Here is an 18,965-nt window from a genome sequence, read left to right on the forward strand (position 1 = left end):
TGTCGAGACCCAGTGAGAAGGAAGTACACGTGGCCTACAACCTCAAGATGCGGCTCTGGCGCGGCGACAAGTCCGGCGGCGAGCTCAAGGACTACGACGTCGAGGTCGAGCGCGGCGAGGTGGTGCTCGACGCGATCCACCGCGTCCAGGCCACCCAGGCCGGCGACCTGGCGGTCCGCTGGAACTGCAAGGCCGGCAAGTGCGGCTCGTGCTCCGCTGAGATCAACGGGCGCCCGCGTCTGATGTGCATGTGCCGGCTCTCGGACTTCGAGGAGTCCGAGACGATCACCGTCACGCCGATGCGCACGTTCCCAGTCATCCGTGACCTGGTCACCGACGTGTCCTTCAACTACAAGAAGGCCCGTCAGCTGCCCAGCGTCGAGCTCCCGGAGCGCAAGCCCGGCGAGAAGCGCACGATGATGCAAGAAGACGTCGAGCGCGGCCAGGAGTTCCGCAAGTGCATCGAGTGCTTCTTGTGCCAGAACGTCTGCCACGTCGTCCGTGACCACGAGGACAACAAGGAGGCGTTCTCGGGGCCGCGGTTCTTCCTCCGGTTCGCCGAGCTCGACATGCACCCGCTCGACACGGCCGACCGCCGCGAGCGCGCCCAGCAGGCCGCTGGCTTGGGGATGTGCAACATCACCAAGTGCTGCACCGAGGTATGTCCGGAGGGCATCCACATCACCGACAACGCGATCATCCCGATGAAGGAGCGCGTGGTCGACAAGAAGTACGACCCGCTGGTGTGGCTCGGCAACAAGATCGGCATCCGCAACAAGGACAACGACGGCCGCACGCCCGTCTGAGGGCCTCAGCCAGCGTCACCTGAGCGCTTGCAGCAGGCGCCGCGGCAGCTGGCTCAGGCGCCGATCTGTTCGCTGGTTGCGGGCCACCCACTCGAGGTCGAGCACGTAGCGGCCCCGCGACAACACGACGCGACCGCCCGCCACCGTGGACGACGACGACAGGTCGTCGAACACGTAGTGGAAGAGCCGTCGCAACACGGTGCCGCGCCACTCGGAGTAGGCGACGTCGTGCAGCTCGCCCTTCCCGCGATCGGCCGGGATGTAGCGCCGGGAGCCGGTCTTGCGGAGGAGGATGTCGTAGTCGCCGTCGTAGCGCCGCAGCTGCTTGGTCAGCCGATCGGCGTACGACGAGGCTCGGGCTGCGGACGGCCATGCCGTCACGATCGTCGTGACGAGCTCGCCCAGGCCGTTGCCTCCCGGCAGCGAGGCTCCGTGGAGCTGGGTGCCGACCAACCACCGGGATCTCTCGGTGCCCTCGCGGCGGCAGGGCGCCGGCCGACGCGTCGGACACACCAGCACCCGCTTGAACCCGGGCACCCGCAGAGAGCGAACGGCGCTGAGCGCATGGAGCCTGTCGATGCGGTAGGGGGCCGCTCGTGGCGAGGGCTCGGTGGCTGGACCACCGGACGGCGCCGCTGGGTCGGCCTGGGCCGAACAGCCAGCGGTGAGCACCACGACGACGAACAGTGCGAGCAAGCGAGACACGGAGATTCCTTTCCCGAGATGACCAGGACGATCCAAAGGCGTGGGCGGCCCTGCTCGCAACGCGCTCTGCGCGACCTGTGGAGAACCAGGCCCAGGGCTCAGTCGGCCACGGGCTCGCGCCCCGGCCGTGGGTGTCGGCGGCGTTCGGTAGAAACGGGGGATGCCGTTTCGCGACGACTTCGACGGGCCCGGTCTCGACACCGACGTCTGGCTGCCGCACTACCTGCCGGCCTGGAGCTCGCGTGCGCAGACCCGGGCCTCCTACCGCCTGGAGGACTCCTGCCTGGTGCTCGAGGTCCCCGGCCACCATCCGGTCTGGCCGCTCCACGAGCCGCCCCTGCGCGTCTCGGCCGTGCAGTCCGGAAGCTGGTCGGGGCCGGTGGGCAGTCCTCGTGGCCAGCAGCGCTTCGGTGAGGGGCTGTTGGTCAACGAGGAGCAGCCGCGCTTCGAGGGTTGGCTACCGGCTTCCGGGCACGTCGAGATCCGCTGCCGGATGACCCTGTCGCCCCGCTCGATGGGCGCGCTGTGGCTCGCCGGGTTCGAGGACGATCCCGAGCAGTTGCGGTGCGGAGAGCTGTGCGTGGTGGAGATCTTCGGCAGGTCGGTCGAGCGATCGGCCCAGGGTGCCTCGTGCGAGGTCGGAGTCGGCATCAAGGCGTTTCGCGACCCGTCGCTGACCCAGGACTTCGCCGCGGCGCGGCTGCCCATCGACGTCGCCGAGTTCCACACCTACGCCGTCGACTGGGATGCCACGGAGGCGTCCTTCTCGGTCGACGGCGGCGAGCTACGTCGCTGCCCGCGTCCGCCGACCTACCCGCTGCAGCTGATGGTCGCGGTCTACGACTTCCCCGAGTGGTCGGTCGGAGGAGACGACCACCTGGTGCCCGAGCTGGTGGTGGACCACATCGCGGGGTGATCCACTAGTGAGGCTGACCGGCCGGCAACGGGGGGTCAGCGCGACCGGTCAGCCCTGGGGGACCCCTGTTTCTGGCGCGGCGCGGGGCACTCCGCCTGGTCACGACGCGACGGGGGTCAGGCGCGCGACCAGCAGCTCTACGGGCCGCGGGCACGCCACGACCGAGTGGGTGACGTGTAGAGGGCCGAGCCTCCACCCTGAGATCACCAGCACTTCTGGGTCTTCGGGCTCACACTTCCGAAGACGTCGCCAAGGGTAAGCAGCCCACGGATCCAGCACCAAATCGGCGGCATACCACACTGTTCGCGTGGTGACGACGACGGGGTCAGTCGTCAGGCGTTCAGGCGACCTGCGACGCACTCGATCCGGGCAGGACCGAGTAGTGCTCGCTCACGAGCTCGTCGACGGCCACCGCCCAGGTGCGCCGGCTGATGCGCGCACGTGCGTGCTGACCCAGCAGGTGCCGATGGGGGTCGGCGACGACAGCCGCGACGGCGTCTGCGAGAGCCAGTGGCGTCTCGGGGTCGTAGAGCACGCCGGTACCGAGGTGCTCGACCACGTCGAGTGCGCCACCGGCTCGTGGTGCCACGACGGGCACTGCGCACGCCGCTGCCTCGCGGAGCGCGTGAGCACACGTCGTCCGCGTCCCGGGCTGCACCAGCACGTCGAGCGAGGCGATGGCCGCGGCGGCCTGCCGGGGCTTGAGCGCGCCGGTGAACCTCACGCTCGCGGGCAGGCGCTCGCGCAGCCACGCCTGCTGGGGGCCGTCGCCGACGACCACGAGCCGGGTGCCGGGCACCGAGGCGACCTCGGCGAGACGGCGGACGCCGTGCCTCTTGCGGAGACTGCCGACGTAGCCGACGGCGACCTGCGTGAGATCGCCGTCGGTCCAGATGGCGCGCAGCGCCGGGTTGCGACGGTCCGGGTGGAAGACGTCGGTGTCCACCCCGGGCGACCAGATCCCGGAGTCCAGTCCGGCGTCCGCGAGGCGGTCGCGCAACCAGGCCGCGGTGACCGTGAGCCGGTCGGTCGCATCGGCGACCTTGTGCTGCCACTGAGGTGGCGCGAACTCAGCGCGCGCCGATGTCTCGGTGACCAACGTCGGGATGCCGAGCCTCGCTGCCTGGCGCAGTGCCTTGGCGCCGACAGGGCCAGGCGTGAACACGTGCACCAGGTCCGGGGCGTAGGCCTCCAGTGCGCGGTGGATCTGGTGGCTGCGTCGCGGCGGACCGAACCTGAGCACCTCCGCCGCGTGGTAGGCCGCGGGTCCCGCGCCAGAGGTCAGCACGCGAACGTCGTACCCGGTCTCGGCCAGCCGGTTCGCGACCTGGCGTACGGTGCCCGCCGTGCCCGACAGGCGCGGGTCGAAGGACTCGGTCACCAGTGCGACTCGCGGGCCTCGAACACCGTCCACGTCGACGAGCGTCGCCGCCAGGCCTGACCTGCCAGTGATCCTGCGTTGAACCTCGGGTGAACGGCTTCCCAATTCTCCCCGGTGCGCAGTTCCTGCCCGCGAGTCTGGCGGGCCTCGTGCGCCAGCGCCAGAAAAGTCACACCGTGTGGCCGGTGGTCTGCATCGCTCCTAGAGTGCGATTCATGAGCCCGGGCAGTGGTCGGTCGGACCCCGTCGAAGGTGGTCTTCCCGAGCCCGCCGAGCTGGAGCCGGTGGCGGGCAGCCTGGCGCTCGACCTGGATGGTCCCGATGGTGCTGCCGCGACGCGGGCGGACTGGGAGAAGGCGGCTGCCGCCGTGCTGCGCAAGAGCAGGCGGATCGGCGAGGGCGATCCCGACGACGTCGTCTGGGCCCGGCTCAGCCGGACCACGCTGGACGGTGTGCAGATCGGGCCGCTCGGCATCCCCGGTGAGGTCGATGACCTGGCCGGCCCTGCACGCCCGACGTCCCCGGGCGGACACGACATCCGCATCGAGCTGCTGGGCGCCGACGAGCGGCGGCTCAACACCGAGGCGCTTGCCGACCTTGAGGGTGGGGCGACCTCGCTGTGGCTGCACGCCGACCGGGCGACCGGCCTGCACGCCGTACTCGATGGGGTGCTGCTGGACCTCGCACCCGTGGTCCTGGACCCCGTTGGTGAGCCCGTGGTGGTTGCCCAGCGGTTCCTCGACAGGCTCGGCGACACCACGCCGGCCGAGGGCACCAACCTCGGCGCGCCCGCCACGGCAGCAGACGAGGAGCTGGTGGCCGTTGCCCACCTGGCCCTCGACGCCGGCGTCCGCGCGGTCGTCGTCGATGGGTCGGCCATCCACGACGGGGGTGCGAGCGACGGCCAGGAGCTCGGTTGGTCGATGGCGGCGGCTGTGCGCGTCCTGCGAGTCCTGGAGTCCGCCGGGGTGGAGCCCGAGCGGGCGGCCGGTCTGATCGAGTTCCGCTACGCCGCCACCGACGAGCAGTTCCCGACCATCGCCAAGATGAGGGCGGCACGTGTGCTGTGGAGCAGGGTGCTGCAGGCCTGCGGGACCGCGCCGGTCGAGCAGCGGCAGCACGCGGTGACGAGCCGCCCGATGATGAGCAGGTACGACCCGTGGGTCAACATGCTGCGCTCCACGGTGGCCGCGTTCTCGGCGACCGTCGGCGGGGCAGATGCGGTGACGGTGCAGCCGTTCGACCGTCCGCTCGGCCGTCCCGACGCCTTCGGCCGCCGCATCGCCCGCAACCAGATGCACCTGCTGCTCTCGGAGTCCCACGTCGGCGCCGTCGCCGACCCCGCGGGTGGCGCATGGGCCGTCGAGCGGCTCACCCACGACCTGGCGGCGGCCGGTTGGCGGCAGCTGCAGGCCTTGGAGGGCGGTGCCTGCATCGATGACGCGATCGCGACCACCGTCTCCGCACGCGATCGCCAGGTGGCACTGCGCACGCGGCCGATCACGGGGCTCACCGAGTTCCCCAACCTCGCGGAGACCTTGCCCGAGCGGGAGGGCGGGCCCGACGCCGTACGACGCCATGGCGCGCCCTTCGAAGCGCTGCGCGACGACCCCGCGAAGGCGTCCGTCTTCCTGGCCACGCTGGGGCCGGTGGCGGCGCACACGGCACGAGCGACGTTCGCCACCAACCTGCTCGCGGCCGGTGGCATCGGCGTCGAGAGCGGGACCTACGACGGGCAGCGCGTCGTCTGCCTCGCCGGGGCGGAGGCGGCCTACGACGGGTCGGGGGAGCAGACCGCTGCCGCGCTCCGCGAGGCCGGAGCGCAGCGAGTCATCGTCGCGGGCAAGCCGCGCGACTGGGCCGACGACTCGTGCGCGATGGGCGTCGACGCGCTGGCGTTCCTGACCCGCACGAGGGAGGCGCTGGCATGAGCATCCCGGAGTCCTTCGCCGACGTGCCGCTCGTCTCACCGGGTTTCGAGACAGGCGCTAGCGCGCCTTCCTCAACCAACGGTGAGAGCTGGCTGAGCCCGGAGGGCATCGAGATCAGGCCGATCTACGACCAGCGCGACCTCGCGGGCCTCGACGCACTCGACACGTGGCCGGGGTTCAGCCCGTTCCTGCGTGGCCCCTACCCCACGATGTACACCACCCAGCCGTGGACGATCCGGCAGTACGCCGGGTTCTCGACCGCCGAGGAGAGCAACGCGTTCTACCGGCGCAACCTGGCGGCCGGACAGAAGGGGCTCAGCGTCGCCTTCGACCTGGCCACCCACCGCGGCTACGACTCCGACCACCCGCGGGTGAGGGGCGATGTCGGCATGGCCGGTGTCGCGATCGACTCGATCTACGACGCGCGCACGCTGTTCGACGGCATCCCGCTCGACCAGATGAGTGTGAGCATGACCATGAACGGCGCGGTGCTGCCGATCATGGCGCTCTACATCGCCGCGGCCGAGGAGCAGGGCGTCAAGCCGGAGCAGCTGAGCGGGACCATCCAAAACGACATCCTCAAGGAGTTCATGGTCCGCAACACCTACATCTACCCGCCGGCGCCGAGCATGCGGATCATCTCCGACATCTTCGCGTTCACCGCCGAGCACATGCCGCGGTTCAACTCCATCTCCATCTCCGGCTACCACATGCAGGAGGCCGGGGCGACGGCCGACCTCGAGCTCGCCTACACGCTGGCCGACGGCATCGAGTACCTCCGCGCCGGCATCGAGGCAGGGCTCGACGTCGACCGGTTCGCCCCGCGGCTGAGCTTCTTCTGGGCGATCGGCATGAACTTCTTCATGGAGGTCGCCAAGATGCGGGCGGCCCGTGCCCTCTGGGCGCGCCTGGTCAGCCAGTTCGACCCGCAGAACCCCAAGTCGCTGAGCCTGCGCACGCACTGCCAGACCAGCGGCTGGTCGCTGACCGCGCAAGACGTGTTCAACAACGTCGGGCGCACATGCATCGAGGCGATGGCCGCGACGCAGGGACACACCCAGTCGTTGCACACCAACGCCCTCGACGAGGCGATCGCCTTGCCGACGGACTTCTCCGCGCGCATCGCGCGCAACACCCAGCTGCTGCTGCAGCAGGAGTCTGGCACGACCGCGACCATCGACCCGTGGGGCGGCAGCTACTACGTCGAGCGCCTGACCCATGACCTCGCCGAGCGCGCGTGGGGCCACATCCAGGAGGCCGAGCGGGTCGGCGGCATGGCCGCCGCCATCGAGCAGGGCATCCCCAAGCTGCGCATCGAGGAGGCTGCCGCGCGCACCCAGGCGCGCATCGACTCCGGCACCCAGGCCGTCATCGGCGTCAACACCTACCGGCTCGAGCAGGAGGAGCCGCTCGACGTGCTCAAGGTCGACAACGACGACGTCTACCGCCAGCAGGTGGCCAAGCTCGAACGACTGCGTGCCGAGCGCGACGACGACGCCGTACGCCGGGCCCTCGATGCCCTGACCGCCTCCGCCGACGACGCCACGGGAGGTGCCGGGAACCTGCTCGCCCTCGCCGTCGACGCGGCCCGGGCCAAGGCGACGGTCGGGGAGATCTCCTCGGCGCTGGAGAAGGTGTGGGGGCGCCACCGCGCCGAGATCCGTACGATCTCGGGGGTGTTCAGGGACGAGGCCGGCAGAGCGGCCGACGGGGCGGGTGACGCACTCGTGCGGCAGGTGCTGGAGGCGACCGAGGAGTTCGAGCACGCCGCCGGCCGGCGTCCGCGCATCCTGGTCGCCAAGATGGGCCAAGACGGCCACGACCGCGGCCAGAAGGTGGTGGTCAGCGCCTTCGCCGACATGGGCTTCGACGTCGACGTCGGTCCGTTGTTCAGCACGCCGGAGGAGGTCGCCCAACAGGCCGTCGACGCCGACGTCCACCTGGTCGGCGTCAGCTCGCTGGCAGCCGGACACCTGACGCTGCTGCCGGCGCTCAAGCGGGCCCTGGCCGACCACGGCCGCCCCGACATCATGGTGGTGATCGGCGGGGTGATCCCGCCCGACGACGTGCCCGTCCTGCAGGAGATGGGCGCTGCGGCGGTGTTCTTGCCGGGCACGGTCATCGCGGAGTCCGCGCTCGACCTGCTCGACAAGCTGCGACAGCAACTACCGGCATGACCAGGCCCGATGTCAGCGCCCTCGTCGAGGGGGTGCGCGCGAGACACCGGGCGTCGGTCTCACAGGCCATCACGCTCGTGGAGTCAAGCAAGCCCGAGCACCGACGCGAGGCGCGCATCCTCCTCGCCGGGCTGGAGGCCGGCCCGGACCAGCCGGACGCCGTACGCGTCGGCATCTCGGGTGTCCCCGGCGTCGGCAAGTCGACCTTCATCGAGGCTCTCGGCAGCCAGCTGACCGCCGCCGGCCATCGCGTCGGCGTGCTCGCCGTCGACCCGAGCAGCACCCGCACGGGCGGGTCGGTGCTGGGTGACAAGACGCGCATGTCGCGCCTGGCGGCCGACCCGTCGGCCTACATCCGGCCCAGCCCGACCGCAGGGACGCTCGGGGGAGTCGCCCGCGCCACCAGCCAGGCCATGCTGGTGCTGGAGGCCGCGGCCTACGACGTCGTACTCGTCGAGACCGTCGGCGTCGGGCAGTCCGAGGTCACCGTCGCCGGCATGGTCGACACGTTCGTGTTCCTGGCGCTCGCGCGGACGGGGGACCAGCTCCAGGGGATCAAGAAGGGCATCCTCGAGATCGCCGACGTGATCGCGGTCAACAAGGCCGACGGGGACCGTCTGGCGGAGGCTCGGTCGGCAGCCCGTGAGCTGGCCGGCGCGCTACGGCTGGTGCACGGACGCGGACCGCTGTCGGGCGACGCGGTGTGGACCCCGCCCGTCGTCACCTGCTCGGGTCTGACCGGCGACGGCGTCGAGGGCGTCTGGCACCAGGTGCTCGCGCATCGTGCGGCGCTCGGTGCCGAGGGCCTGGCCGCCAAACGCGCCGACCAGCGACTGGAGTTCACGTGGGCCCTGGTGCGTGACGAGCTCGAGCAGCGGCTGCGCCGCTCACCCGGGGTCGCCGCCATCCGGGCCGAGGTGCGCGAGGCGGTGCGCTCCGGAGAGCTGGCCCCGACGGCTGCCGCCGATCGCATCCTGGAGGCCTTCGACCGGTAGCCTGGCCCGGATATGTCTGCCGCTGCCCACGACCTGGTCGACGCCGCGGTCGAGGGGCACCGGACCGAGCTCCTCGAGCTGCGCCGCGACCTCCACGCCACCCCGGAGCTCTCCTGGCAGGAGCAGCGCACGACCGAGCTCGTCGCCGAGCGCCTCCAGCGCGCAGGGCTGTCGGTCACCCGGCTGCCCCACACCGGACTGATCGCCGATGTGGGTGATGGCCCGCCGGTCGTCGCCCTGCGCGCCGATCTCGACGCCCTGCCCGTCGAGGACCTGACCACCGACGCCTGGGTCAGCACCCGTCCCGGCGTCGCCCACGCCTGCGGGCACGACGTGCACACCGCGGGGCTCGTCGGCGCGGGGCTCGCGCTGGCTCGGCTGCACGAGCGCGGCCAGCTGCCCGGACGCGTCCGCCTGCTCTTCCAGCCGGCAGAGGAGGTCATGCCGGGCGGTGCCACTGCCCTGATCGACCTCGGTGCGCTCGACCAGGTCGAGCAGATCTTCTGCCTCCACTGCGACCCGACGCTCGACCTCGGCCAGGTCGGCGTGCGCGAGGGGCCGATCACCGGCGCGGCCGACCAGCTCGAAGTACGCCTGACCGGCAGCGGCGGGCACACCTCGCGGCCCCACCTCACCGAGGACCTCACCTTCGCGCTGGCCAAGCTGATCACCGAGCTGCCCGCCGTACTGTCTCGTCGGCTCGACCCGCGCGCCGGCGTCAGCGTCGTCTGGGGGATGGTCCGAGCCGGCGTCGCCCCCAACGTCATCCCGGCGGCCGGCGTGGTCGGCGGCACCGTGCGGATGCTCGACGCGGTCGCCTGGTCGCAGGCCGAACGGATGGTCCGCGAGTTCATCGACGACATCGTGGCCCCCTACGGCGTGAAGGCCGAGGTCGACTACCGCCGCGGCGTGCCACCGGTGGTCAACGACCCGGCGGCCACCCACTTGCTGGCCGGAGCCGTCGAACGCGTCGTCGGTCTCGAGGGCCGGGTCAGCACCACCCAGAGCCTGGGTGGCGAGGACTTCGCCTGGTTCCTCGACGCGGTGCCGGGCGCCATGGGACGGCTCGGCACGCGCACTCGTGGTGGCCCCACCTACGACCTCCACCAGGGCAACCTGCGCGTCGACGAGGGTGCGGCGCTGCTCGCCGCGCGGGTGCTCGCGACCGTCGCGGTCGACGCGCTCTGCGCGCGCTGACCCGATTCGTCAGAGACCGGCTCGCTGCCGCAACCCGCAGGACCGCTGACGAATCGTCAATGGTTGTCGGTGCGGTAGGGGATGCCGTCGGCGGCGGGTGCGCGGGAGCGGCCCACGAGTCCGGCGACGGCGAAGATCGTCACGACGTAGGGCAGCATCAGCATGAACTGGCTGGGCACCGGTGAGCCGATGACCGACAGCACGCCTTGCAGGTTGGAGGCGAAGCCGAACAGCAGCGCGGCGAGGGTCGCGCGGATCGGGTCCCACTTGCCGAAGATGACCGCGGCCAGCGCGATGTAGCCCGCGCCGCCGGTCATCTCCCGGTTGAACTGCGGCACCGAGACCAGGGTGTAGAACGCGCCGCCCATGCCGGCGATCGCACCGCCCAGCAGGATCGTGCGGAACCGGGTGCGGTTGACCTTGATGCCGACGGTGTCGGCGGCCTTGGGGTGCTCGCCGACCGCGCGGACCCGCAGGCCCCACTTCGTGCGGTAGAGCGCCCAGGTGACCAGCGCGACGGCGATGTAGAGCAGGTAGACGATCGGGGTCTGGCGGAAGAAGATCGGGCCGACCAGCGGGATGTCACCCAGCACCGGGATCGCCCACCGCTCGAACCGTGGCGGGTGGTTGAGCGTGGCGGCGTTGGGGGCGAGCACCTGGCTGAACATGAAGCTGGTGATGCCGATGATCAGCACGTTGAGCACCACGCCGACGATCACCTGGTCGACCATGTAGCTGATCGCGAAGACCCCCAGCACGGCGGCGACCAGCAGGCCCGCCACCATCGCGGCGCCCAGGCCCGCCCACGTGGAGCCCGTCAGGGAGCCGATCATCGCGGCCGCGAACGCACCGAAGAGCAGCTGCCCGTCGATGGCGATGTTGACCACGCCCGAGCGCTCGCCGAGGACCCCGCCCATAGCGCCGAACACGAGGGGTACGGCGACGGCGAGCGAGCCGGCGAGGAGTCCGACGACCGGCAAGGTGGCGTCCGCGCCGGCCCATGCCAAGAAGCCGGTCATCCACGCCAGCGCGAAGAGCACGACCAGCCACAGGCGGGTGTTCTGCTTGCGGGTGAGCAGGAAGAACGAGTAGGCCGCGAGAGCGGCGCAGACCAGGACCAGGAGCCACGTGGTCGCCGTCGAGGGGACCGTCACCGTGGGCAGCTCGAAGAAGTCGGTGGGGACCGCCAGCCGGAACGAGGTGTCGCCCTCCTGGGACCCGAACCCGACGATCAGCGCGAGGCCGATGGTGAGGATCGCGAACATCGTGGGCGCCTTGCGGTCGACCACGGTGACGGCGCGCAGCTGGATCTCATGGGCGGGGGAGACGCCGGGTGCCGTCGTCGGGGTGCTCGTCTGCTCGCTCATCAGGCCTCCCTCGCAGGCAGTCGGAAGATGGCTCTGACGAGTGGTGGTGCAGCGATGAACAGCACGATCAGCGACTGGATGACCAGCACGATGTCGACGGGGATGTTCTGGGAGGCCTGCATCGCGAAGCCGCCGGCCTTGAAGGCGCCGAACAGCAGCCCGGCGAACAGGATCCCGACCGGCCGCGAGCGGCCGAGCAGGGCGACCGTGATCGCGTCGAAGCCGATGCCCGCATCGAGGTCGGTGGTGATGCCGCTGGTCACGGTGCCGAGCACCTGGTTGGCGCCTGCCAGACCCACCAGGGCCCCGGCGATCAGCATCACGATCGTGTAGGTGCGGCCCACGTCGATGCCGGCGGTGCGCGCGGCAGCGGGGTTCTCGCCGACGGCTCGGATGCGGAAGCCCAGGGACGAGCGGTTCAGGATCCACCAGACGACCGCGACCGCCACCAGCGCCAGCAGGAACCCCAGGTGCAGGTTGTAGCGGTCGCCGAGCAGCTTGGGCAGCGTGGCCGACTCCTTCATCGGCAGCGACTTGGGGTTGGCGGAGTTGGGCGCCTGCAGCAGGCTCTGCGTCGCGAGGGCGAAGAAGACCAGGTAGAAGCCGACGTAGTTGAGCATGATCGTCACGATCACCTCGTGGGCGCCGGTGCGCGCCTTGAGGAAGCCGGCCAGGCCACCCCAGAGCGCCCCCGCGACCATGCCGGCGATGATCGCGACGGCGAGGTGGATGGGCCACGGCCACTCGAACTGGTAGCCGACCCAGCCGGAGGCCGCTCCCGCCAGCAGCATCTGGCCGCGGCCACCGATGTTGAACATGGAGGCTCGGAAGGCCAGACCGACGCCGAGTCCGGCCGCGATCAGCGGGCCGGCGAACTTCAGCGTCTCGGTCAAGGGGCGGATGGCCGTGGCGAAGTCGTCGGCCTGGTTGTTGTAGACCGAACCGCGAAACAGCGCGCCGTAGGCGCCGGAGATGGCGTCCCACGAGGCGGTGAGGAAGTCCGAGGGCCGCGCGGTGATGTAGCCGAACGTGTCGCGCACCTGCTCGTCGGTGAACATGATCAGCAGGGACCCGACGATCACGGCGAGCAGCACCGAGAAGAACGCGACCGCCGCGTTGCCGGCGACGATGTCGCGCAGGATCCGGTTCCATCGGTCGCCGTCGCGCTCGCCCGGCTTGACCGGCGGCTTCTTGTCCACTGTCGGGGTGCTCATGCCACCGCACCTTCCGGCCGCTCGCCGGTCATCATCAAGCCGAGCACCTCGCGGGGCGTGTCGGGCGGGACGATCCCGACGATGTGACCGCGGTAGAGCACCATGATCCGGTCGGCCAACGCCACCACCTCGTCGAGCTCGGTCGAGACAACCAGCACGGGCACGCCGCTGTCGCGCGTGGCCACGATCTGGGTGTGGATGAACTCGATGGAGCCGACGTCGACTCCGCGAGTCGGCTGCGCCGCGACCAGCAGGCGCAGGTCGCGCGAGAGCTCGCGGGCCACCACGACCTTCTGCTGGTTGCCTCCGGAGAGCTGGCCCGCCGGCGTGGTGATGCCCGGCGCCCGCACGTCGTACTGCTTGAGCAGCTTGGTGGCGAACTTCTCCAGGGTGTCCAGCTGCAGGGTGCCACGTCGGACGAACGGCTCGGTGTGGCTGCGGTCGAGCATGAAGTTCTCGGCGATGGTCATCGGTCCGACCAGGCCGTCGGTCTGGCGGTCCTCGGGGATGAAGCCCACCCCCGCGTCGAGGATCTGCCGCACGCTGCGTCCGACGAGCTGGTGGCCGTCGAGCTCGATCGAGCCGGTCACGTGGTCCTGGAGACCCAGCAGGGCCTCGGTGAGTTCGGTCTGTCCGTTGCCCTGCACCCCGGCCACGGCCAGCACCTCGCCGCGCTTGATGGTGAAGCTGATGTCGTCGACGTGGACGTGTCCGAGGTGGTCGATGACCCGCAGGTCGGTGACGATCAGCGCCTCGTCGCCCAGCTTGGGCGGACCCTTGCGAACCGTCAGCTCCACCGGGCGGCCGACCATCATCGCCGCGAGCTCCTTGTTGCTGGCGGTGGGCTCGGCCTCGCCGACCACCTTGCCCAGCCGGATGACCGTGATCTTGTCGGCGACCTCGCGGACCTCGCGCAGCTTGTGGGTGATGAAGACGATGGCCTTCCCGGCCTCCTTGAGCTGGCGCATGATGCCCATCAGCTCGTCGGTCTCCTGCGGCGTCAGCACGGCGGTGGGCTCGTCGAAGACCAACACCTCGGCGTCGCGTGAGAGGGCCTTGATGATCTCGACCCGCTGCTGGACGCCGACGGGGAGCTCCTCGACCACCGAGTCGGGGTTGACGTGGAAGCCGAAGCGCTCGGAGATCTCGACGACGCGCTGGCGCGAGGCCTCGAGATCGAGGGAGCCCGCGAAGCCGGTCGCCTCGTTGCCGAGCATGACGTTCTCGGCGACGGTGAAGACGGGGATCAGCATGAAGTGCTGGTGCACCATGCCGATGCCGGCCGCCATGGCGTCACCGGGACCGGTGAAGTGCTGGACCTCGTCGTTGAGGACGATCTCGCCCTCGTCTGCCCGGTAGAGGCCGTAGAGCACGTTCATCAAGGTCGACTTGCCGGCGCCGTTCTCGCCCAGCAGGCAGTGGATCTCACCGGGCTCGACGGTCAAGGAGATCCGGTCGTTGGCGGTCAGCGTTCCGAAGCGCTTGGTGATGCCGCGCAGCTCCAGCTTCATGGCCTCGCATCCTAGTGATCGGGGATCTGGGCGAACCTACTGGAAGAAATGCGAACGGGGGAGGCCGGTGATGACCGACCTCCCCCGAACGGAGTCGCTTAGCTCGAGATCACGAACCCGACAGGTAGGAGCTCACCGGGATCGAGCCGTCGATGATGCCGGCCTTGATGGTCTCCAGCTCGCCCGGCAGGTCGGCGGAGACCTTGTCGGAGAAGTTGTGGAAGTCGGCGATGCCGACGCCGTCGTTCTCCAGCGTGCCGATGTAGGGCGAGAAGTCGAAGTCGCCGCCCTGCGAGGCCGACATGATGGCCTCGTAGGTCGAGACCTTCATGTTCTTCAGGATCGAGGTCAACACGACGTCTTGGGTGTTGGGGTCGGTCTCGAAGAAGTCGGCGTCCACACCGATCAGAGCAACGTCCTTGCCGGAGTCGGCGATCGCGGTCAGTGCGCCCTGGTAGATCGGGCCACCGACCGGAAGGATCACGTCGACGTCCTGGTCGAGGAGCTGGCGAGCCGTGTTGGTCGCGGTCTCGTTGGCCTCGAAGCCACCGGTGAACGAGCCGTCCTTGCCGTCCCAACCGACGACCTTGACGTCCTTGCCCTTCTCCTTGGCGTAGTACTCGACGCCCTGCTTGAAGCCGTCCATGAAGATCGTGACGGTCGGGAACGGCAGGCCGCCGTAGGTGCCGACGACACCGGTCTTGGTGTAGTCAGCAGCCGCGTAGCCGGCCAGGAACGCAGCCTGGGCGGTGTCGTAGAGCAGCGGCTTGATGTTGGGCTCGTCGGCCTTGCCGTCGAAGGTCTGGCCGTCGGCGCCGCCGTCGGCAGCGTCGTCGATCAGGACGTACTCGATGTCGGGGTTGGCCTTCGCCGACTCCTTGGTCGCCGAGGCGAGGGCGAAGCCCACGGTCACGATCGTGTTGCAGCCCTGGGAGACCAGAGCGTCGAGGTTGGGGGCGTAGTCGTTCTCGCTGTTGGACTCGACGCCCTTGAACTCCACGCCGAGCTCGTTGGCAGCCTGCTCGACGCCCTCGTAGGACAGCTGGTTGAACGAGTGGTCGTCGAACCCGCCGGCGTCGGAGACGATGCAGGGCAGGTAGTCGAGAGCCGCGGCCGTGGTCTCGCCACCGCTAGTGCTCTCCCCGCCACCCGGTTCTGCCGTGGAGGAGTCCGGAGCGTCTCCACAGGCGGCCAGGACCGCGGTCGCCAGCAGGGCGGTAAGGCCGCTCGCGACGGCCCTCCTCATTCTCATCATGTTCCTCCAGGTATCGGTGCCGCCCCGAGCCGCAAGCAGTCCGGCGGGACTTGTTGTCGTGGTGGGGCAATGTACGTGCGAATGGTGCCTGCTCGGAGGCTCCCCGGGAAGCCCGCCGCGCGAAGGGTTACCTAGTCGCGATCTTTGCTTGCTTGGCGGGGGAATAGGTTACGGCCTCATGGACTGGGAGTTACTCACAGCGGAGGCTGTCGCGGTCGCCGCGCGCGCCTACGCACCATACAGCGGCTTTCCCGTGGGCGCCGCAGCAAGAGTTGACGACGGCAGGCTCGTGGTTGGGTGCAATGTTGAGAACGCTGCCTACGGCGTCGTGCTGTGTGCTGAGTGCGGCGTGGTGAGCCAGCTGCACGCCACCGGAGGAGGTCGGCTGACCCACTTCGTGTGCGTCAACGGGCTGGGTGAGGTGATCATGCCCTGTGGCCGTTGTCGCCAGCTGCTCTACGAGCACGGCGGGAAGGAGCTGGTGCTGATGACTCCGGAAGGACCGATGACCATGGACCAGGTGCTGCCCCAGGCCTTCGGCCCCGACGACCTCAGGCACGTGACCGACAGCCGACAGGCCGGTCGATGAGTCCGGCAGCACCCCACGACGCGGTCGAGGTGATCATCGCCAAGCGCAACCACGGCGAGCTCACCGACAGCCAGATCGACTGGGTGGTCGACGCCTACACCCGCGGCGAGGTGGCAGACGAGCAGATGTCGGCGCTGGCCATGGCGATCCTGCTCAACGGGATGAACCGCCGCGAGATCGCTCGCTGGACCCACGCGATGATCTCCTCCGGGGAGCGGATGGACTTCTCCTCGCTCTCGCGTCCGACGGCCGACAAGCACTCGACGGGCGGGGTCGGCGACAAGATCACCTTGCCCCTGGCGCCCCTGGTGGCAGCCTGCGGCGTCGCCGTCCCCCAGCTCTCGGGCCGGGGTCTGGGCCACACGGGAGGGACCCTCGACAAGCTCGAGTCGATCCCGGGCTGGCGCGCGCTGCTGTCCAACGAGGAGATGTTCGACCAGCTCGAGGACGTCGGCGCGGTGATCTGCGCCGCCGGCGACGGCCTGGCTCCAGCGGACAAGAAGCTCTACGCGCTGCGCGACGTGACCGGCACGGTCGAGGCGATCCCGCTGATCGCGAGCTCGATCATGTCCAAGAAGATCGCCGAGGGGACCGGCGCGCTGGTGCTCGACGTGAAGGTCGGCACGGGCGCGTTCATGAAGTCTCTCGACACCGCCCGGGAGCTGGCCGAGACGATGGTCGCGCTCGGCACCGACGCGGGCGTGCACACCGTCGCGCTGCTCACCGACATGTCGACGCCGCTGGGGCTGACGGCCGGCAACGCCATCGAGGTGGCCGAGTCGGTCGAGGTCCTGGCCGGGGGAGGGCCTGCCGACGTCGTCGAGCTCACCGTGGCCCTGGCTCGCGAGATGCTGACCGGCGCGGGGGTGACCGACGTCGACCCGGCCGACAAGCTCGCCGACGGCTCGGCGATGGACGCGTGGAAGGCGATGATCCGGGCGCAGGGTGGCGATCCCGACGCCGCGCTCCCGGTGGCCCGGGAGTCCCACGTCGTCGCGGCGCCCGCCACGGGCACGCTGACCCGGCTCGACGCGATGGCGGTCGGCATGGCCGCGTGGCGCCTCGGTGCGGGCCGTGCCCGCAAGGAGGACCCCGTGCAGGCCGGGGCCGGCGTGGTGTGGCATGCGCGGCCGGGCGACGACGTCACCCAGGGCCAGCCGCTGTTCACCCTGCTCACCGACGAGCCGGCCCGCTTCGAGCGGGCCCTGGAGTCGCTCGAGGGCGGGTACGACGTCGGTGACGGCTCGTCGTACGAGCCGACGCCCGTGCTCCTGGACCGCGTGGGCTGAGGCTCAGCGCGGCCGGGTAGGTCAGCCGAGCAGAAGTACGACGGTCTCCGCGACGCACGCGGGCTTCGGGGCGTCCTCGATCTCGATCGTCCAGCCGAAGGTGACCTGCTTGCCGGTCGGCAGGTCGCTGACGTCGACGAGTCGGGCGTGCGCACGGATGCGGGAGCCGACCGGAACGGGAGCGGGGAAGCGCACCTTGTTCAGCCCGTAGTTGAGCTTGGCGCCCGGGGTCTCGAGCCGCAGCACCTCGGCGCCGAAGCGCGGAAGTAGCGAGAGCGTGAGGTAGCCGTGCGCGATCGTGCCCCCGAAGGGCCCGGTGGCCGACCTCTCGGTGTCGACGTGGATCCACTGGTGGTCGTCGGTGGCGTCGGCGAAGGCATCGATGCGGGCCTGGTCGATCAGCAGCCACTCGGTCGTGCCGAGCTCCTCGCCAGCTGCGGCTGCGATCTCCTCGAGGCTGGTGAAGGTGCGCACCGGGCGAACCTATCGGGTCTGCGAAGATCCTCAGCATGTCCGTGATCCTCGACGTCGACGCACCTCGCCCCTCGGCCGAGCAGGTCCTGAAGGCGCCGAAGGCGCTCCTCCACGACCACCTCGACGGAGGGCTGCGGCCGCAGACGATCCTGGAGATCGCGCAGGAGATCGGGCACGAGCTGCCCGCCGACGACGCCGAGTCACTGGGCCGCTGGTTCGCCGAGTCGGCCGACTCCGGCTCGCTGGTGAGGTACCTGGAGACCTTCGACCACACCGTCGCCGTCATGCAGCGCGCCGAGGACATCGCGCGGGTCGCCCGCGAGTGCGTGGAGGACCTGGCGGCGGACGGCGTCGTGTACGCCGAGGTGCGCTACGCCCCCGAACAGCACGTCACCGGCGGGCTGACGCTCGACGAGGTGGTCTCCGCGGTCCAGCTCGGCTTCGAGGAGGGCGTGGCCGCGGCCGACGGGAAGATCGTGGTCCGCCAGCTGCTGACCGCGATGCGGCACCAGGCGCGCTCACGGGAGATCGCCGAGCTGTCGGTCGCCTGGCGCGACCGCGGGGTCGCCGGGTTCGACATCGCCGGCGCCGAGGCGGGGTACCCGCCCACCAGGCACCTGGACGCCTTCGAGTACCTCCAGCGCGAGAACTCGCACTTCACCATCCACGCCGGCGAGGCGTTCGGGCTGCCGTCGATCTGGCAGGCCATCCAGTGGTGCGGCGCGGACCGTCTCGGCCACGGCGTCCGCATCATCGACGACATCACGGTGGGTGACGACGGAGCGGTCCAGCTCGGCCGCCTGGCGGCGTACGTGCGGGACATGCGTATCCCGTTGGAGATGTGCCCGCACTCCAACATCCAGACCGGTGCGGCGGCCTCCATCGCCGAGCACCCGATCGGGCTCCTCACGCGGCTGCGCTTCCGGGTCACGGTGAACACCGACAACCGACTGATGAGCCAGACCTCGATGAGCAAGGAGATGGGCGCGCTGGTCGAGGCGTTCGGCTACACGCTCGAGGACCTGCGGTGGTTCACGATCAACGCGATGAAGTCGGCGTTCCTGCCGTTCGACGAGCGGCTGGCGATCATCGACGACGTGATCAAGCCGGGGTACGCCGAGCTCGGCGCTCTGTGACAGCTGCGCCTGCGCTGCGCTT

Annotated in this window: 16 protein-coding genes; 9 read left to right on the forward strand and 7 right to left on the reverse strand. The window is 70.2% G+C overall.

Going from position 1 to position 18,965, the window contains the following annotated elements:
• Positions 1-29: 29 nt before the first annotated feature.
• On the forward strand, positions 30-806 hold the full coding sequence (locus ISU10_RS09690) for a succinate dehydrogenase/fumarate reductase iron-sulfur subunit (RefSeq protein ID WP_194696195.1): 777 nt from the start codon (positions 30-32) through the stop codon (positions 804-806).
• Between the two features lie 15 nt (positions 807-821).
• Here ISU10_RS09690 and ISU10_RS09695 read toward each other — a convergent pair whose 3' ends face one another.
• Positions 822-1,511: a hypothetical protein gene (locus ISU10_RS09695; protein WP_194696196.1), complete on the reverse strand. Its 690-nt coding sequence runs from the start codon at positions 1,509-1,511 to the stop codon at positions 822-824.
• 160 nt (positions 1,512-1,671) lie between these two features.
• Between ISU10_RS09695 and ISU10_RS09700 the strand changes: the two genes are divergently transcribed.
• Positions 1,672-2,427 (forward strand): glycoside hydrolase family 16 protein, encoded by a 756-nt coding sequence (locus ISU10_RS09700; RefSeq protein WP_194696197.1) that lies wholly within the window; start codon positions 1,672-1,674, stop codon positions 2,425-2,427.
• Positions 2,428-2,767: 340 nt separating this feature from the next.
• Here the strand turns inward: ISU10_RS09700 and ISU10_RS09705 are convergent, their stop codons facing one another.
• Positions 2,768-3,841 (reverse strand): glycosyltransferase, encoded by a 1,074-nt coding sequence (locus tag ISU10_RS09705; protein WP_194696198.1) that lies wholly within the window; start codon positions 3,839-3,841, stop codon positions 2,768-2,770.
• Positions 3,842-4,023: 182 nt separating this feature from the next.
• On the opposite strand from ISU10_RS09705, the gene ISU10_RS09710 reads away from it, so the two are divergent.
• From ISU10_RS09710 to ISU10_RS09725, 4 genes are read left to right on the forward strand one after another with little or no spacing between them, the layout of a single operon-like run.
• Complete coding sequence (locus ISU10_RS09710; protein WP_194696199.1) at positions 4,024-5,739, forward strand: methylmalonyl-CoA mutase family protein; 1,716 nt, start codon at positions 4,024-4,026, stop codon at positions 5,737-5,739.
• Positions 5,736-7,916: a methylmalonyl-CoA mutase gene (gene scpA, locus ISU10_RS09715; protein WP_194696200.1), complete on the forward strand. Its 2,181-nt coding sequence runs from the start codon at positions 5,736-5,738 to the stop codon at positions 7,914-7,916. The genes ISU10_RS09710 and scpA overlap by 4 nt, the downstream gene beginning before the upstream one ends.
• The gene (gene meaB / locus ISU10_RS09720; protein WP_194696201.1) at positions 7,913-8,911 is read left to right on the forward strand and encodes a methylmalonyl Co-A mutase-associated GTPase MeaB; all 999 of its coding nucleotides are present in this window, start codon (positions 7,913-7,915) and stop codon (positions 8,909-8,911) included. The genes scpA and meaB overlap by 4 nt, the downstream gene beginning before the upstream one ends.
• A gap of 12 nt (positions 8,912-8,923) precedes the next feature.
• Positions 8,924-10,108 (forward strand): amidohydrolase, encoded by a 1,185-nt coding sequence (locus tag ISU10_RS09725; protein ID WP_194696202.1) that lies wholly within the window; start codon positions 8,924-8,926, stop codon positions 10,106-10,108.
• Positions 10,109-10,164: 56 nt separating this feature from the next.
• Here ISU10_RS09725 and ISU10_RS09730 read toward each other — a convergent pair whose 3' ends face one another.
• The 4 genes from ISU10_RS09730 to ISU10_RS09745 all read right to left on the reverse strand — a co-directional run bounded on the left by ISU10_RS09730 (position 10,165) and on the right by ISU10_RS09745 (position 15,446).
• On the reverse strand, positions 10,165-11,475 hold the full coding sequence (locus ISU10_RS09730; protein WP_194696203.1) for an ABC transporter permease: 1,311 nt from the start codon (positions 11,473-11,475) through the stop codon (positions 10,165-10,167).
• Positions 11,475-12,689, reverse strand: a complete 1,215-nt coding sequence (locus tag ISU10_RS09735; RefSeq protein WP_194696204.1) for an ABC transporter permease — start codon at positions 12,687-12,689, stop codon at positions 11,475-11,477. The genes ISU10_RS09730 and ISU10_RS09735 overlap by 1 nt, the downstream gene beginning before the upstream one ends.
• On the reverse strand, positions 12,686-14,200 hold the full coding sequence (locus ISU10_RS09740; protein WP_194696205.1) for an ABC transporter ATP-binding protein: 1,515 nt from the start codon (positions 14,198-14,200) through the stop codon (positions 12,686-12,688). The genes ISU10_RS09735 and ISU10_RS09740 overlap by 4 nt, the downstream gene beginning before the upstream one ends.
• A gap of 109 nt (positions 14,201-14,309) precedes the next feature.
• Positions 14,310-15,446 (reverse strand): BMP family lipoprotein, encoded by a 1,137-nt coding sequence (locus ISU10_RS09745; protein ID WP_228500363.1) that lies wholly within the window; start codon positions 15,444-15,446, stop codon positions 14,310-14,312.
• A 187-nt stretch (positions 15,447-15,633) separates the two neighbouring features.
• Here ISU10_RS09745 and ISU10_RS09750 point away from each other — a divergent pair, with 187 nt between their 5' ends.
• Both ISU10_RS09750 and ISU10_RS09755 read left to right on the forward strand, forming a co-directional pair.
• A complete protein-coding gene (locus ISU10_RS09750; RefSeq protein ID WP_194696207.1) occupies positions 15,634-16,044 on the forward strand; it encodes a cytidine deaminase in 411 nt (136 codons plus the stop codon).
• Complete coding sequence (locus ISU10_RS09755; protein WP_194696208.1) at positions 16,041-17,333, forward strand: thymidine phosphorylase; 1,293 nt, start codon at positions 16,041-16,043, stop codon at positions 17,331-17,333. Before ISU10_RS09750 ends, ISU10_RS09755 begins: the two co-directional genes overlap by 4 nt.
• A gap of 21 nt (positions 17,334-17,354) precedes the next feature.
• Here ISU10_RS09755 and ISU10_RS09760 read toward each other — a convergent pair whose 3' ends face one another.
• Positions 17,355-17,807: a MaoC family dehydratase gene (locus ISU10_RS09760; protein WP_194696209.1), complete on the reverse strand. Its 453-nt coding sequence runs from the start codon at positions 17,805-17,807 to the stop codon at positions 17,355-17,357.
• 35 nt (positions 17,808-17,842) lie between these two features.
• On the opposite strand from ISU10_RS09760, the gene ISU10_RS09765 reads away from it, so the two are divergent.
• On the forward strand, positions 17,843-18,943 hold the full coding sequence (locus ISU10_RS09765) for an adenosine deaminase (RefSeq protein WP_194696210.1): 1,101 nt from the start codon (positions 17,843-17,845) through the stop codon (positions 18,941-18,943).
• Positions 18,944-18,965: the final 22 nt, after the last annotated feature.

This window comes from Nocardioides agariphilus (assembly GCF_015352445.1).
In the GTDB taxonomy this organism is placed as follows: domain Bacteria; phylum Actinomycetota; class Actinomycetes; order Propionibacteriales; family Nocardioidaceae; genus Nocardioides; species Nocardioides agariphilus.